Annotated in this window: 14 protein-coding genes; 3 read left to right on the forward strand and 11 right to left on the reverse strand. The window is 44.2% G+C overall.

All coding sequences use genetic code 11. From position 1 onward, the window contains the following. Positions 1 to 27 precede the first annotated feature (27 nt). The gene (locus A8L45_RS25475) at positions 28 to 339 is read right to left on the reverse strand and encodes a phage integrase N-terminal SAM-like domain-containing protein (RefSeq protein WP_139122313.1); all 312 of its coding nucleotides are present in this window, start codon (positions 337 to 339) and stop codon (positions 28 to 30) included. Between the two features lie 362 nt (positions 340 to 701). Between A8L45_RS25475 and A8L45_RS05295 the strand changes: the two genes are divergently transcribed. Further along, the gene (locus A8L45_RS05295; RefSeq protein WP_245680648.1) at positions 702 to 980 is read left to right on the forward strand and encodes a VOC family protein; all 279 of its coding nucleotides are present in this window, start codon (positions 702 to 704) and stop codon (positions 978 to 980) included. A 97-nt stretch (positions 981 to 1077) separates the two neighbouring features. Here the strand turns inward: A8L45_RS05295 and A8L45_RS05300 are convergent, their stop codons facing one another. The 4 genes from A8L45_RS05300 to A8L45_RS05315 all read right to left on the reverse strand — a co-directional run bounded on the left by A8L45_RS05300 (position 1078) and on the right by A8L45_RS05315 (position 4638). Then, positions 1078 to 1500, reverse strand: coding sequence for a hypothetical protein (locus A8L45_RS05300; RefSeq protein ID WP_139122307.1), 423 nt, complete (start codon positions 1498 to 1500; stop codon positions 1078 to 1080). A 65-nt stretch (positions 1501 to 1565) separates the two neighbouring features. After that, positions 1566 to 2702: a glutathione S-transferase family protein gene (locus A8L45_RS05305; protein ID WP_068899985.1), complete on the reverse strand. Its 1137-nt coding sequence runs from the start codon at positions 2700 to 2702 to the stop codon at positions 1566 to 1568. 162 nt (positions 2703 to 2864) lie between these two features. Then, positions 2865 to 3395 (reverse strand): NADPH-dependent FMN reductase, encoded by a 531-nt coding sequence (locus A8L45_RS05310; protein ID WP_068899987.1) that lies wholly within the window; start codon positions 3393 to 3395, stop codon positions 2865 to 2867. A gap of 34 nt (positions 3396 to 3429) precedes the next feature. Beyond that, positions 3430 to 4638 carry an MFS transporter gene (locus tag A8L45_RS05315; protein ID WP_068899989.1) on the reverse strand — a complete coding sequence of 403 codons (1209 nt, stop codon included), beginning with the start codon at positions 4636 to 4638 and terminating at the stop codon, positions 3430 to 3432. Between the two features lie 332 nt (positions 4639 to 4970). On the opposite strand from A8L45_RS05315, the gene soxR reads away from it, so the two are divergent. Next, complete coding sequence (soxR, locus tag A8L45_RS05320) at positions 4971 to 5399, forward strand: redox-sensitive transcriptional activator SoxR (RefSeq protein ID WP_068899991.1); 429 nt, start codon at positions 4971 to 4973, stop codon at positions 5397 to 5399. Between the two features lie 96 nt (positions 5400 to 5495). Here soxR and A8L45_RS05325 read toward each other — a convergent pair whose 3' ends face one another. Genes A8L45_RS05325 through A8L45_RS05335 form a run of 3 tightly spaced genes read right to left on the reverse strand, consistent with a single transcriptional unit; the run spans position 5496 to position 7892 of the window. Beyond that, positions 5496 to 6554 carry a succinylglutamate desuccinylase/aspartoacylase family protein gene (locus A8L45_RS05325; RefSeq protein WP_068899993.1) on the reverse strand — a complete coding sequence of 353 codons (1059 nt, stop codon included), beginning with the start codon at positions 6552 to 6554 and terminating at the stop codon, positions 5496 to 5498. Beyond that, complete coding sequence (rimK, locus tag A8L45_RS05330) at positions 6541 to 7446, reverse strand: 30S ribosomal protein S6--L-glutamate ligase (RefSeq protein WP_068899995.1); 906 nt, start codon at positions 7444 to 7446, stop codon at positions 6541 to 6543. Before rimK ends, A8L45_RS05325 begins: the two co-directional genes overlap by 14 nt. Next, on the reverse strand, positions 7446 to 7892 hold the full coding sequence (locus tag A8L45_RS05335) for an ATP-dependent zinc protease family protein (protein ID WP_068900099.1): 447 nt from the start codon (positions 7890 to 7892) through the stop codon (positions 7446 to 7448). Before A8L45_RS05335 ends, rimK begins: the two co-directional genes overlap by 1 nt. An 858-nt stretch (positions 7893 to 8750) precedes the next feature. On the opposite strand from A8L45_RS05335, the gene A8L45_RS05340 reads away from it, so the two are divergent. Then, the gene (locus A8L45_RS05340; RefSeq protein WP_068899997.1) at positions 8751 to 10817 is read left to right on the forward strand and encodes a S8 family serine peptidase; all 2067 of its coding nucleotides are present in this window, start codon (positions 8751 to 8753) and stop codon (positions 10815 to 10817) included. 98 nt (positions 10818 to 10915) lie between these two features. Here A8L45_RS05340 and A8L45_RS05345 read toward each other — a convergent pair whose 3' ends face one another. The 3 genes from A8L45_RS05345 to A8L45_RS05355 all read right to left on the reverse strand — a co-directional run bounded on the left by A8L45_RS05345 (position 10916) and on the right by A8L45_RS05355 (position 16204). Beyond that, positions 10916 to 11281 carry a histidine triad nucleotide-binding protein gene (locus A8L45_RS05345; RefSeq protein ID WP_068899999.1) on the reverse strand — a complete coding sequence of 122 codons (366 nt, stop codon included), beginning with the start codon at positions 11279 to 11281 and terminating at the stop codon, positions 10916 to 10918. A 757-nt stretch (positions 11282 to 12038) separates the two neighbouring features. After that, the gene (locus A8L45_RS05350; RefSeq protein ID WP_068900001.1) at positions 12039 to 12998 is read right to left on the reverse strand and encodes a DUF2860 family protein; all 960 of its coding nucleotides are present in this window, start codon (positions 12996 to 12998) and stop codon (positions 12039 to 12041) included. 299 nt (positions 12999 to 13297) lie between these two features. Beyond that, positions 13298 to 16204, reverse strand: coding sequence for an EAL domain-containing protein (locus A8L45_RS05355; RefSeq protein WP_068900002.1), 2907 nt, complete (start codon positions 16202 to 16204; stop codon positions 13298 to 13300). Between the last annotated feature and the right edge of the window lie 2 nt (positions 16205 to 16206).

Here is a 16206-nt window from a genome sequence, read left to right on the forward strand (position 1 = left end):
ATCGATATCTGCTCTCGATTCCCAACCCTATTTGAATTTGGTATTAAGTCTACTTTCTTGACTCTGACACGGTATCAGCAACCGATACGTCATAGCTTTTGATGAGCGAACAACGAATCGTAGGAGAACGGAAATGAGGTAATCAACGCTGCTGATTCTACTATCGAGTGTGGCGCATAAAGCTTGATTTTGAGTTGCAGCGCTAACTTGACGATTAACTGCTAAATGATTAAGAAATCGCTCTATCACAAAGTTTCTCATTTCGTTCGGATGACGCTTTTCATTAAAAATCTCAAAAATCTCAAAAATCTCAAAAATCTCAAAAAACGTAAAAAAAATGGCACGTTATGTAATCTCTATTTTGGCTCGAATAAGTAGGAAAAAATAATAAAAAACTGATTATATTGGAATTTTAATTTTACATATCGTGCCATCTTAGGCTCGGATATCTAAATGCTCGTTTTCTACAAATGAATTTCACTTAGACATTAATAATTTCACCTGTTAACCTCATGACTTTATTAATAAAAAATCAGCTTGCAATCGTGTTTTTTACATTTTCATTTTCGGCTTAACCCGAAATGCACGCTAATACACGGTTAGGCCATCGGAGAATTGGATATAGCATGAAACTCTCGACGCTAAGAATCCCCTGTGAGAACCTGAAGAATTCAGAGCTTTTCTATTCGAACATGTTAGGTATGAATAAACTGTTCGGTTCAGAGACAGAGGGCTTTATTGGCTACCAACTCGAAAATGTCCAAATTCTCTTAGAGTTAGAGGAAAAGGGAGAGTTTGAATGTGGCAGATACTTGGGGTTCAGTCTTGAAGTAGACGATATAAATGAATTTTATCTCGTTTCCAAGGGAAAAGGCGTTACTTTTACAGGGGCACCTGAAAAACAAGCTTGGGGAGGTTTAATGACTCACGTTGTTGATTGCAATCAAAATAGCTTCTCTATTGTGCAAACTGAGGCCTAACAAGTAGGCAAGAGCCAGATTCTCCTGGAGTCACCTGATAATGCTTGTCAGGTAAACAACTGTAGATAGGTCGTATCGAAGTAAGCCAGCGAAGCATTTAGTTGAGTGTCAAAGTGAGGACGAAGGCGTTGGTATGGCCGCGTCTTGCAAAAGTTCTCATCTGAAGAATGCGGAGGATATATGTGCCGTTTAAGCTCATCGAAAACCCCGTGTCCATTTGGCTTGGCAGGTGAACAGAGTGATTGAACGCTCGATGAAAAAGCAGTACATCAAGGGTGTTTTTATTCCCCTCGATATCATCGTTTAAATCAACATACAGTATCTGGCCTGCTGAAGCATAAAACTCAAAATCTATGTATTGATAACCCTTCACCTTGCTGGTGAAACGTTTCGTTGTTTTTCCATCACTAAAATCGATGGAGACGCATTGGCTCTCACTGGAATTACAAGCATACGAAATACTTGGTGAAAAGATGTATGTAATAGTGAGCAGTATCGTTAGAAAGAGAACACTCCGCAAAACAGAAACCTCTTAATGCAACGTCATGACAACCGAAAAATAGCGTATGTTCTGGGTAGTGTGAACTAATTTCTGGGTTGCCCAAATAGCCAAACAAATAAAGAGAACCTTGCTCGCTTTTTGTTTTTTGGGTATCGCGGAAGCGCAAAATCATCATCCATATTGGTCTCTATCCGTGCTTCGCGGATAAACGATGTAAACCCCTCAATACCAGAAAACATCTCAATCACTGTTGCCTTTTCTTGTTCTGTCAATTGATTGAATGCCTTTTGAAGCTGGCTATAGCACCATACCCGATAACGGGTCGTTTTCGTTGATGGAAAGCGCAGGTTTCTACCGACAAAGTCAAACCGACGTTTACCAGCAGCAAACGCATCTGCATTTTGCTTGAGATAGGGTAGGTAGTCGTTACCTATTCTGTCTAAAAGTGGCTTCCAATACGGCTGCTCCGGCTTTATCCATGATTGGCTTTTGGGTAGTTTTTCCGGTTTGGCATTCCACATTCTGGACAGCCACTCATAGGTGTTGGGTGCGTGAATACGCATGGTTTCGGCTGAGACTGGGTCATTACCAAAATGACGGAACATAGAGGCAAAGTACCCGTAGTCAGCAATACTTGGATGACTGCCAAGGATGAAGGGCTGTTCCTCTAGCAGAGGTTCGAGAAACTCAAACTCCCGAAACAACATCTCTTTGACATCATTGCTATTGTGTTTGTTGACGCCATCCTTCCACAACCATTCATTTTGTTGGCGTTTGGCAAACCACCAACCCGCGGGGCGACCAAGCCAAGGGTGAATGATCTCAGTAGCGATTGTCCAACCCAGTGCTCGCCTGCTTGTTTCAGGTACCCAGCGCCACCACATTGCAGGTCGCCAAAGCCATTCATCTCCGTAGTCTTCAATCAAAATAGCCAGAAACCGGAGTGCAGGATCGCTGGGGTAGATGGGAGAGCCACCGTAGCATTGTTCTAACCAATGGATCATAGGAGTGGAATCAAACAACCAGCGTCCATCCTCTGCTTCAAGGGCTGGCATCTTCTTGAACCCTGTGTTCATATAGATTTTGTTCAGTGTACAATAATCGATATCTTTGTAGGTGAACGGTATCTGTTTGTATCTAAGATACGCTTCAACTTTTCCACTGAAATAAGAGATGCTTGACCGATACAGTGTCCACGGCGTCGAGGGAGCTTGGTGCATTCAGACATCCTGTCTTTAAACAACATTGTTTTGATTAGCCGGATATTGAATATCCGGCCAGTCTCAAAAGATGATGGCTAAATTGTCAGACGCTTGCTTGCTCCAGATGTAAGATTGGTAAAAAATAATATTGTTAAAAAGTGAGATTTTCCGGTAATTAAGTTAGCGAACATTCAGTGTTGCAACGACCTGCTTCAAGTTCGCCCTCAGTGCAGGATCTTTTACCTTGCCAGTGTCAGTATCAAACACGTCATAGAACTTACCAACAGACAAACTGGCTTTAAGGTCGGCGCCGATATACGCTGCTGATTCGACCGCGAAGTCTAGAACACTTCTCGCACCGGCAGCTCCGGGAGAGGTCGATAGGAAAATGACAGGTTTTCCCTGAAAGACTTTACCTTCTACTCTCGACGCCCAATCATATATATTCTTATAGGCAGAGGTATAGGTGCCATTGTATTCGGCGAAAGACACTATAACGGCATCAGCCTGTGCAATTTTTTCGATAAAGCGGTGAGCAGGCTCCGGGATCCCTGTGCTATTTTCTCGATCAATACTGTAAATTGGCATCTCAAAATCGTTGAGGTCGATAAGGTCAATGTCAGCGTTGCCGACAAGGCTGGCTGTGTAGTGAGCAAGTTGTTTATTGATTGAATTGCGACTGTTTGTTGCGCCAAATGATAATATTTTCATCACTTATTCCTTGTCATTAGTGTTATTTCAATTCTTATGTAAAAGATGTCACTGTGGATGCAGGTTTTTTCTTAAGGGATATCATGGCGAGTCCGGCTAATAACATGATTAAACCAGCCATCATGAATCCAGATTGAGTCATGTCGTAACTACTCAGTAAAGCAATGACCACGTAACTAATGCTTTGTGCCGTCGTCGTAAAAAGTTTCAGACCGCCGTCGACACGCCCCCTCATTTTTATCGGAATACTGACGTGAAGTAGATTTGTTCTTGCTATCCGATTAAAGGCATTGAAGAAGCCGATGCCAACGGTAAATGCGACCAGTATCAGCGGTGATAACAAGGTGCTAATCATTAAGAGTAAGGTTGAGATGACCAACACTGACACTATCATCGCGTTTTGATGGTCGATACGTTTCAGCAGCATGTTGACTGAGAACCCCATCAGCAACCCGCCTATCGCAAATGCCATATTCCATGAGGCAAACCATGCCCCGTCAACACCAAGCTCAGCCAGATAAATAGGTACCAGTCGTACGAGAAATGTCAGCACTGGATAAGAGAGGCTTGAGAGTGCAACAAAAGCGAAGAAACCCGGCGCTGATTTGAGTATGTTTTTGCTTTCCAGTAGTTGTGAAAAGAAAGCCTGCCGTGACGATCGTCTTATTTTTTGCTGGTAAGGTGTTTGCCAATAGCTAGTGAGTGCAATGATAGATAACAGGGAAGCAACGGCAGAAAATTCAATGATGGTCCAGCTCTCCAAGAGCAATATGCCCAACATGCCTGCCGTGAGGCTGGTTCCCTGCATGACTACCTCTCTGTGCCCAGAGATTATCGGGTATTCTTGAGTCTGGTAGTTCTCTTGGATGAAAGCGTTGTGATTTACCCATGCAACATCATTAACCACCCAAAACACGATCTGAAACACAGCGAGTACCCAGATAGAGTCATTACCACTAATGAAAAGTAGAAAAGTAATCATTGCAGCAGTCACTTTGACCGTCTGAGTAGCCAGTAAAATAGACTTTCGCGATAAGCGATCAATCATTGTTGAACTGAAGGGAGTGGCGACAAAGCTCATCGCAGTACAAATGAGTGCAGTCAATGCGACGAAGGGACCATTACCCGGCTCTGACAACATTGCCCAAGGTACGGCAAGCATAAGCATACTGCTTGCTATTCCATCAAATAATTGACCAGTTAAGTAAGGGTAGCTTCTTGCTTTTATTGAGGTATTAGCCATATTTCTCATTCCGGTTCAGTACTATGAGACTTACTCTAAAACCTCAACTTAACTTTAGGTAAAGAGGTGTTTGTTGGTTTCAGACGACAGATCGAAAAAGTGCGGCAGATATCGTGTTTCTTGGTGAGTGACAGCGATATTCTAATAACGCTACCTCAGGTCTATTTTTGAATGTGACTCGATTTTTAGTCAAATGAGACTGGCGGGCAGTCCAGCATCGTGGCAACTTCAAAGCTCAACTTAAGTTAAGGCATTTATAGTGACACTCTGACGAGTATGTCTATCGAGCACCGGGGTATGAACTGTTGCCAGCACTACAGGGGATAAACGCAGTGGAATTATCAGTCGGGCAGGTAGCCAAAAGATCAGGAGTTGCAGTGTCGGCACTCCACTTCTACGAAAAAAAAGGGTTAATTTTTAGCAGCCGTAATGCTGGAAATCAGCGACGCTATTCAACATCTGTACTGCGAAGGGTGGCTATTATTAAAACAGCACAGCAGCTCGGTATTTCTCTTGAAGATATTAAGAGAGTTTTGTCTGAGCTGCCACGTGAACGTTCACCCAGTAAAGAGGATTGGTCCAAAATGGCCGCAATATGGCGGATTGAGCTGGAGCAGCGTATCGCGGGTCTTCAAAGGTTGAGTGAAAACCTCTACTCTTGTATTGGCTGTGGCTGTTTGTCCCTGGAAAAGTGCGCATTGAGAAATCCGGACGACCTGATGGGAAAAGAAAGTTCAGGTGGTGTGTTATTAAAAGCCTGAGTACAAAGGCTCGGGAAATTTAAAGGCTCGGTATCCGTTTTACTTGTTTTGAGAGAGCAGCCTGTCACAGAGACGAGCTGCCCTATTAGTCGGATGCTAGCTTACGCTTACGCCCCAGTTAATTTCGTTTGCGTCACTATCAGTAACCTCATCGAGATAGTTCTCAACCTGTTGGGCTACCACCTTATCGGGCTCTTCAAAGAAGGCGATATGGAAAATGGCATCACCTTCATTTACAAGTGGTAGCGTTTGCTGTCCAATTACTATGCCTCCCTGAGGCGCAATAATAGCGATATCATTACCGCCAGAGGGACTGCTTATCGTCGCGATGGTCTGATTTTTACTCACACGTTGACCCAATCCAATATGAGAGCGCAGAATACCGTCTGACTCTGCCCTGAGCCATCTTGTATCTCTGGCGACAACAGGCTCAACAAACTTCTTACGCTTATTAGAACGTATCATGCCTAAATGACGCATCACCCGTTTGACCCCCTTAACACCTGCAGTAATAGCATAAGGTTCAAACCTGAGTGCCTCTCCCGCCTCATAGGTTATCACTGGGATACCAATTTTTTCCGCTTCGGCCCTGAGTGAGCCTTCTCTCAACGCTGCGTCAACGACAACGGGTGTACCAAATGCTGTCGCCATTTCTTCCGCCGCTTTGTTCGATAAATTCGCCCTTATTTGAGGCAAATTAGTACGGTGTATAGCCGCGGTATGAAGGTCAACAATGTGAGTGGTTCGACTCACCACCTGGCTGAAAAACTGGTAGGCCAGACGACCAGCAATTGAACCACGCTCTGCGCCGGGGAAACAGCGATTGAGGTCCCGACGGTCTGGCAAGTATCTGGATTTATGAATAAAACCAAAAACATTGACGACCGGAACGGCAATCAGTGTACCCTTGAGTTTTTTCGGATCGATCGTTTCCAGTAGCTGACGAACAACCTCGACGCCATTTAATTCATCGCCGTGGATGGCAGCATTGACCATCAACACGGGTCCCGGTTTGTTACCATGCAATACCTCAATATTCACGCCCAGCGGAGAATGTGTATAAAGGCGGGCGGCCTCTAATTCGACACTTGCTCTGGTTCCGGGTAATACATCTATGTTTGCAATGTTAAAGCTTGAGTGTTTAGCCTTTGGCACGTGTAGCTGTCCTCTGAGGTTTTGCCGTTTTTTCAATATAATCAATGATCATGCCTGCGACATCTTTACCGGTTGCAGACTCTATTCCTTCCAAGCCTGGTGAGGAGTTTACCTCCATAACCAGAGGGCCTCGTTCCGAACGCAGAAGATCTACGCCTGCGACTCTTAGGCCCATCGCTCTTGCCGCTTTCACCGCCGTTTTTCGTTCTTCCGGCGTGATCTTAACCAGTGATGCTGATCCTCCTCTGTGAAGGTTGGAGCGAAACTCACCGGGCTGTGCCTGCCGTTTCATTGCAGCTATGACTTTATCGCCAATGACAAAGCAACGAATATCAGCACCGCCAGCTTCTTTTATATATTCCTGTACCATGATGTTCGCTTTTAATCCCATAAAAGCTTCGATAACACTCTCTGCCGCTTTTGTCGTCTCGGCCAGCACGACCCCAATCCCTTGTGTGCCTTCAAGCAGTTTAATAACCACTGGAGTACCTCCGACCATTTGCAACAGGTCCTTAATGTCTCCCGGTTTACTGGCAAAGCCGGTAACAGGCATGCCTATATTCTCCCGTGATAACAGCTGCAGCGACCTCAGTTTGTCTCTGGAACGAGTGATTGCAACAGACTCGTTAAGTGGGAAAACGCCCATCATTTCGAATTGACGTAACACGGCACAGCCATAAAATGTCACGGATGCACCGATACGCGGGATAATGGCATCAAAGTCAACCAGATCCTCGCCACGTAAGTGGACTGATGGCTGAGTAGAATTGATGTTCATGTAACAACGCAGTGCATCGATGATCTTGAACTCATGACCACGTTGCTCACAGGCTTCGATAAGACGACGTGTCGAATACAGATCTTTGTTGCGCGAGAGAATGCCGATTTTCATCATCTATCCTTTGTAACGCCCAGAAGAAACGAGGCTTCAGGGTCGACTGTGCACATCCCGGACATTGCCGTCCGGCCCAATAACATTTTGAATTTCATTTTGGCACGTGAGATCAACGTCATTTCAATCACAGAAGTCAGTTTCCCAGCAACCAAGGTGGTCTCAATTACATATCGTTCAGTTTGATGACCGCCGGAGTCTTTCACCTTACGGGCAGCTTTCACTTTCGCCTCACATCGCAAGGATTCTCCCTCACCTTTTTGGCTCGGATTAGTATCGAATTTTACCCATAGCTCATCGTCACGGCAGAAGGTCTCAATGTTTGTTGCATGGAGGCAGGATGTCCTTGCGCCAGTATCTACTTTGGCCTTGATACGAGAAAGATTCAGGTCGGGTAGTGTTACCCACTCTCTCCAGCCCAGTGTGATTTTGTCGGTCGATTTCATGATTACCACCCTGCAAATTTTGGCGGATTTTTGTCCAAACACTCGGCGGCTGTCAACAAGATAAAAACACTGATATCCGCCATAAATGTAACCAATTGTTAGCTGTAACACTGCACAGTATTTCGCGCGTGTTGCCCCTCTCATTGTGCTGATATGACGATAATGAGTTGAGTTTCTGCAATCACTTAGTGCTGTAAACATTTAACAAAAGTCAGTTAAATCGTGTCCATGAAGTAAAAATGACTCGAGGGTTTATACCCGCAGCATAATCATCTGGAGTACAGCGTATTTGGTATCTGTGAGGGATGTTGATTCAGTGTTGAGAATCTAGATTGACCTAAAAATATCGACACTTTCAGATAAACCGAATTGATAAGCGAGTTGTTAAACGTTTTCTTGTGAAGAGAAAAATGTCAACCTGCTTTGTATCGCATACTCATTGTCTGCACCGTTATTTCCTATCACTAATATGTGTTCTATATAGATAAAGCACTGATAATAATGAAAATATTTTAGTTATAACTTATGCATTAAAAGCTATATGAAGGTGTTGTGAAAAGTTTACACATAAGTAGCGATATATGAATTCAGCCTATATATATTAAGGCCTTAAAATCATTCTTCACTGTAACTATCTTCGTCTATTATTCTTTACATTTTTTTATCTAGTATTTTATCCTGAAAAAAGGTTTTTTTTGTATAAAAAATAACCTTGCAATCCGTCGGCTTGGTTTGTTAGAAGATTGTTAACGATGAGGGCGCCATCATCGTGGGTAGCACCCAATTTAAGCTCATGTATTTAATGAGTTTATGTTCGATTTAGCTGATTTATTCTAGGATTGTATAAACAGGAATGTTATGAAAACGTCAATGATAAAACCTGCTGCTTATGCAGGTGCCTTTGCACTCTCTCTGCTGGCGTCCTCCATTCAGGCGGAGACCCAACAGAGCCCGGGTACAGAACCTCAGCGATTTATTGTTCAACTAAATGACACGCACTTCAGTGCGCTGACAGCACAGAACGTTAGTCCTGAAGCGCTGGAACTGGCCAAAATAGAATTGTTAAATCAGACGGCACTTACAGTCGATGCTGAGGTGATCCGTTCGTTGCCAAGCGTTAACGCCATGGCGCTGATGTTGGATGCCGATCAGAAAGCAGCATTGGATGCCAATCCCAACGTCGCCTTTGTGGAGGTTGACCCCAAGCGTTACCTGATGGCTGAGAGCGAGCCGTATGGCATAGGTATGGTGCAGGCCGATCAGGTATCTGACAGCATGTCTGGAAACCGTAAGGTTTGTATCATGGACACGGGATATGAGCGTGGACATGAAGACCTTCCTAATACTGGTATTACTGGCGATGATGGTTACGGTAGCAATGATACTGGTAACTGGTTCCAGGACGGTAACGGTCACGGTACTCACGTTGCGGGAACTATCGCTGGACTTGGTGGTAACAACCGCGGTGTCGTAGGTGTTAACCCGTCTGGCTTGCTGGGCTTGCATATTGTTAAAGTCTTCGACGATTCCGGCAGCTGGGCTTACGGCTCTGACTTAGTTGCTGCGGTTAACCAGTGTGTGAATGCAGGCTCTAACGTGATCAGCATGAGTCTGGGCGGTGGTGGTTCATCTAACGCCGAGCGTCAGGCATTTGCAAACGCCAAGTCAAGAGGTGTACTGAGCATCGCTGCAGCGGGTAACGATGGCAACTCAACCAAGTCTTATCCTGCCTCTTACAATGATGTTGTTTCTGTTGCTGCAGTCGATAGTTCAGGTAATAAAGCCAGTTTTTCACAGTATAACGACCAGGTGGAAATTGCCGCGCCGGGTGTGGGTGTGAATTCAACGTATATCAATGGTGGTTATCGCGCACTGAGCGGAACCTCAATGGCTACTCCTCACGTTTCGGGTGTTGCCGCATTGATTTGGAGTTATTACCCCTCGTGTAGTGCTGACAAAGTTCGTCAAGCGATGAACGAGACAGCACAGGACAGAGGTGCGGCAGGACGCGATAACCAGTTTGGCTATGGTATTGTTAAAGCGAAAGATGCCCTGACAAAACTGGGCTTGCTCTGTGAAGGTGATATTGATCAGAAGCCAGTGGCTAAATTCACTGCCACTGTTAATGGTAAGAGTGTATCTTTTGTCAACGAGTCAACGGATGACAAAGGCATAACAGCGTTTATGTGGAAATTTGGTGACGGTAATACATCAACGCAGGAAACACCTCGACATACCTATGCTTCCGATGGTAAGTACACTATCGAATTGACTGTCACAGATACTAAAGGTCAAAAAGGTAGCACTTCAAATGTTGTGAATATCGGTGGACCGGTTGATCCTACATGTGCAGCGCCATGGTCTGCTGCTACTAGTTATAAAGTAGATGATGAGGTCTCCTACAAAGGCTATAAATACAAGGCGACTTGGTGGTCGACAGGTGCTCAGCCAGATGTTTATACCAATGTATGGAAGAAACTGTCTGTTTGTAACGGCTCGGGTGGCAGCGCTCCCATTGCTGACTTTGGTGTGACAGCAAGTGACCTTACTGTGACCCTGACTGATAAATCAACAGACGATAAGGGCGTTGTCTCTTATGACTGGAGCTTTGGTGACGGCGGTGTATCTGTGCAGAAAAACCCTGTTTACACTTATCAGAAGAGCGGTACTTATACTATTCGTCTGAGTGTGAAAGATGCCGAAGGAAAAACAGGTGTTAAAACCAAGTCTGTCACTGTCACTGTCGGTGGAAACACAGGCGGCTGTAATGGCGTCTCTGCGTGGCAGTCTGGTGCAATTTACCTGACTGGTGACACTGTTAGCTACAACGGTAGTAAGTTCTCAGCTCGCTGGTGGACACAAGGCGAAGAGCCTGGAACCACTGGGCAATGGGGAGTTTGGAAATCTGAAGGCAGCTGTCAGTAATTAATGGCGGTACTAAAAATTAAAGCCCTGCATCGCAGGGCTTTTTCGTTAACGCTTGCCTAATCGGCGTAAAATAAAGAAATAAAATCTTCTTGCGATCAGGCTGATTGCTTTGGGGCGCCACTGTAAGGAGGCCAGCCCATAGGTTTTCCTGCCAGCATGTGAAGATGGATGTGGTATACTGTTTGCCCACCATACTCGTTACAGTTCATTACCACACGATATCCATCCTCTGATATGTTCCACTCTTTAGCCAGTTTCGCCGCTGTCGTGAATAGCTTTCCAACCAATACTTCGTCTTCTGCCTGAATATCATTAATAGTGGCAATCGGCTTTTTAGGGATGATTAAAACGTGGTGCGGTGCTTGCGGATTGATGTCTTTAAACGCCAGAACCTGATCATCTTCAAACACAATATCTGCAGGTATCTCGCGATCAATAATTTTTGTAAAAATAGTAGTCATAGCTTTCCTTAAAAAAGAAGACGCATTCAGCGTTATCATAACGCGCTAGCAGAAAGAGTTAAATCAATCAGAGCGATAGAAGTGCCAGAGCAAGAAAGCAGGAAAAGATTCCGTGAAATCTAATTCATGTATATCGATTAGAAGTCATCCGGTAGACCCTTATCACCTGTAATTAAGTTAATGTGATGAAAGAGCGTTGAAGATTCACAAGGCTCCCTTTTGTATCAGATATACTGTAATGCATTAAATCGCTTGTATCTCATGTTGTAAAAATGAATATAATTTTGGGGTTAGCCTTTTAAAAGGCAGGAGTGGCATGGGAAAGAGCCGATGTATGGCGTCTTTTCTGGTCTCTATGCTAAGCGGGAAAGACGTATCCATAGCTGATGAAAAAGTCACCCATAGATTTATAGTAGGTCTATCTTCTTGTCATTTAATAATAATCCCGCCCCGGATGGACAGTAAGTCTGATATAAGAATAGCTATGTGTCCTCTACTCACAGAGTGTTACGCCGGTCATTGACTCACTTGACGTTGAGGTAAAATAAAAACCTGCGGACAAAGAAATGAAGCCAGTACTGTCTTTTTTAGTATTGGCTATTCAATAGGGTGATATTGTCGTTTGATAACATTGATTTGTTTACGCGTAGTAATCTGATATTTTTATATTTCTATGAAACCTGAAAATATAGAACTTACTCCAATCACCTTGAGGTTGACATAATTCCAGTATCTTCAGGTCGCATAGCAACAGAGCCTAGAAATGGTAAATAATGCCGGTTCCCACTGTCAGGTTCTGTTGTTCAAAAAAATCAATGTTAGACATATTGTCTGAGTATGATGCATTTACTGCCAAAGATGTATCGTGCCATCCGAACGGTGAATCAAGCGTATAGATAAAACTCGCATCGACTATGTCATCGTCACGGGTTTTTCCGAAGATTGGATGCAACGTCTTGAACTCGTTGGTCTGATAGCCAAATTTTAACATGACAAACTGGTTATCAAGAGGTTTGAACAGACCAACACTTGCTCCTTTACCATCAAAGGTTTCTGCGTCACCATCAGCGCGATACTGTTCGAACGAAAGCTCGACCGATGCAAAGATTTTATTAGCAAGAGAGACTGGAAACTCGATGCCACTGGCAAGGGTTAGACTGTCGGCACTTCGCTTCAATACCTGTTGCTCTTGGATGCCCAAGGTTGAACCAGCTTTGTCATTTTCTACGTTGAACTGATGGTAAGTGGCGGTCAACGACAGAGGGGTGCCTAAGATATTCTTACCCCAGAGATCGAATGAGTGTGCTTTGGTGTCTGTCGTATCCCGTACCTGCTTTAAAGGATAAGGGTCAGCGAAAGCTTCATTACCGAAAAGGCTGGGGCGGTAGTTCAAGCCGGCTGATGAATCACCAATCTTTGTCTGATATCCGAGCTGAATAAGTTCATTACTATTGAACAGCGATAGGTAAACTTGTTGTTGGTCCCAGTTATAGTGAAGTTCTACAGGAGGTCCTGCGAAAACTTGTTGCGAGGCTTCTGGGTCACCCGTTGTGACTGTATTTTCTGTATTGAAATTTGATGTTGATGACTGATATGCCACAAAGACACCAATGTGACCGCCAAAGCCATCCTCTCGATTATCCTGTTTGGCAGAGCTACTGCAACTGACGATAGCAACGAGACCTGTCAGGCTATATTTCCATATACTTTTTTTCATGTCGGTCTTCCCATCATCGGACTTTGACATCAATCTTTAAAACACCGATCGAATATCTACTTCCTCTTACAACAGATATAGCTATAACCTAATATCTGGCTGCGAGTGCTTTACACACTCAATACGTAGACGCCTAGTTTTAATATCAGCTTGGTTAGTAAGGATTTGTTAGATAAATACGACTTTAGCGTGGGTAACAGACATGTTCGATGACTTATTTATCGATCACTGAAGATTATAGATATAGATCATAACTTTAAGATGTCAAAGACATGAATTCGTCGTGCGTCAGTTTGGTTTCAGCGTCCACTCATACGCTGTTTTTGGTTCTGTGTCGCGTTTATATCGGCAATATCATATTGATAGAAATTGGCTTCGATAATGTCACTCAGGTCTTCCGGGCGGGAAAATATAAATCCTTGTGCTTCGTTAATTCCCATGTCTCTCAACATGTTCAGAACATCCACATCTTCAACGCCCTCTGCAACCGTAACCTTGTTCATGCCAATGCAAAACTGGCTCAGTGAGGAGAGTAGGCGAGAACTGCCTTCTGATGACGAGATCATGCGAACAAAAGAGGCATCAATTTTAACTTTGTCGACAGGGAACTCGGCGAGATAAGTCAAAGAACCATAGCCAGCACCAAAATCATCAATGGCCAAACGACAACCTAGTTCTACTATTTGTCTTGCATAGTGTTTGCCAATGTTAACCTGATTTATTGCAGCTGTTTCGGTCACTTCTATGACGATTTGCTGCGCAGGCAGACTAAGGGCTGTAATGTATTGCTGAAGTAAGGAGACAATGGCAGGGTCTGTTAATGACTTCGCCGATATATTTAAGTGGAGCTCAAGATCTGGCTTTTGCCTGAGGAGAATCGGGAAGTCGGATAACGCTTTGTTCATCACCAGCTTATCGATTCGCCCAATGTTGCCATCGCTTTCTGAAAAGGGAATAAATTTACTGGGAACGATGAGTTTGCTCTCCTCGTCAATCATTCTCACCAGTGCTTCATAACCACTAACGGCACCCGTATTGATATTTACAATTGGCTGGTATTTAAGTCTGAAGTTACCCTCCAAAAGCGCCTGTTCAGTCTTTTTTCGCCAGTCTACAGAATCCTGAAGATAGCTCAGCATCCGTTCGCTGCCATTGTAAACGTGCCAGTTGGTCTCACCGTCCCTTGCCTTAACCTCATACATGGCGCAATCAGCCTGATGCATAAGTGTATCGATTGAATCAGTCGACTGATCGAACTCGACGATACCAGCAGAAACGCTGATAGGAAGCTGGAAGTAAGAACCCGAGATTTGTACTTCCTTCAGGCTTTGATTCAGTAAGCGAATTTTTGCAATGACTTCACGAGCCGTACTGTTTCGAACCAATACTGCAAATTCGTCTCCCCCTAGTCGCCCTACCTCTGCTTCCGTATGAAAAATATCTCTCAAATAATTGGCGACTTCTATTAACGTTTGGTCACCAAATTTGTGGCCGTAAGTATCATTGATCAGTTTGAAGTAGCGTAGGTCGAAATAGCACAAAGCACCGGATTCATTTTGTTCAATGAATTGAGATATTAAGAGTCTGATCTTATTGCGATTATACAATCCGGTGAGTGTGTCCCGTTCTGCAAGGTATGAGAGTTTTCTCTGGCTGTTTTTTTGCTCGGTAATGTCGAGACCAACAGAGAGAATCATATACTCGTTTTCTGATTCGCCACGAATACGCCGATGCACCCATGCTACATCAAACACAGTGCCGTTATTATTTGTTAATTTACTCTCAGTTCGTATCACTTGCTCAAGGTTTTTAAGTAGATAAATGCTGTCGTCAGTATTGAAAATGGCTGGGAAAAATTCGTCGCTATCTTCATTATCAGACAGGCCAAGCAATGCCCGGCCAAACTCATTCACCCGGTGAATCCGGCCATCAAGACAATGCATAACGACGAGCAACGGGGCGCTATCAAGCAGGTTATTAACAAAGTCAGCCTCTCTGTCCCGTTCGGCCAGCGAATTAGTCAGGGCGTCGGTTTGTGCATCTATTTCACTCTCTAGTCTGTTTAATCTGCCGCAAAGTAGGTAGGACGTTTCATGGAGAAGGTCGAGTTCATGACTTTTGGCGGTGAAGAGCGGTTTGCCGATTGCATCTTGGAATTCGTCGAATCGTTGTTTGCCAAGGAGGGGCAGTGCTGAGGTGATTTTTCTCAGTCGATTCATTGGTTCACCGATGACCCAGAACAGGAATGTCCCAACCAAAAATGCACAGCTGATCAGAATAATGAACAGTATTTGCAAGAAAGACGTGACTAATTCTAATTCCTTATCGATCTGTTGCAGAAATACGAGGTAAAAGGGCAGCGAGAGGTCACCAAATGATGCTGGCTGATAACTGAGTTCATATTGATGGTCAAAAACTTCAACAAAGCGCGCTGAGTTGAATTCAGGGTTTACTCCAAGTTTTTCAAATGCTTTGAGAAATATTTCTTGATCGCTGACTGAGGCAAAAGAAAAGGCACTCCCCGGTATCTGAAGTTCAAAGTAGCGATCTAATTGATTATTTTCTGCCTGATCCTGATTATTTGCTGATTTCTGAATCAAAGCGACTTCAGAGCCGACAAAATCGCGGAATTCCGTGGTGAAGTTCCCGAGACCCGCGCCAAACATCAGGAGGCCCACTAATTCAAAATTCGCCCACAGGCCAACCATGGCATGCTGTTTACACGTATTCTCGCAAAGAATTTGCATTTCGGGCGTCAAACTCTGCATGAATTTATCAACAATAGGCTGGTGAAGTTTATTGAAATCATGCTCTGAGAGTCGGGTGCCCCATGAGCTGACCAATCGTCCATCCGGTGAGTACAGGGTGATTTCACCAATCTCAAACCTTTCATTTATAAAATGGCGATAGGAGTTAAGTAACGATTCGATTTCTTGAATGTCAGGCTTGTTAGAGCTGTTATATCCGATCACCGAGGAAACAAATTGCCCGGCAATCGCGTACTTCTCCATCCTTGATTCGAGCATGGACGAGAACTGAATGGCCTGTTGATGTTGGCGCATTTCCCTGATCCCATCAAAGTAATATTGGAGGCTGAGGTAAATCAGTAAGGCAATGAGCAAAAGTGCAGCAGAGAACAAAACGCTGAGACGTTTTACAACAATCCATTTGAGACTCGCAAATCTCCTCAGACGCCCTTCCTGCATAA

This window comes from Veronia pacifica (assembly GCF_001707825.1).
GTDB lineage: Bacteria > Pseudomonadota > Gammaproteobacteria > Enterobacterales > Vibrionaceae > Veronia > Veronia pacifica.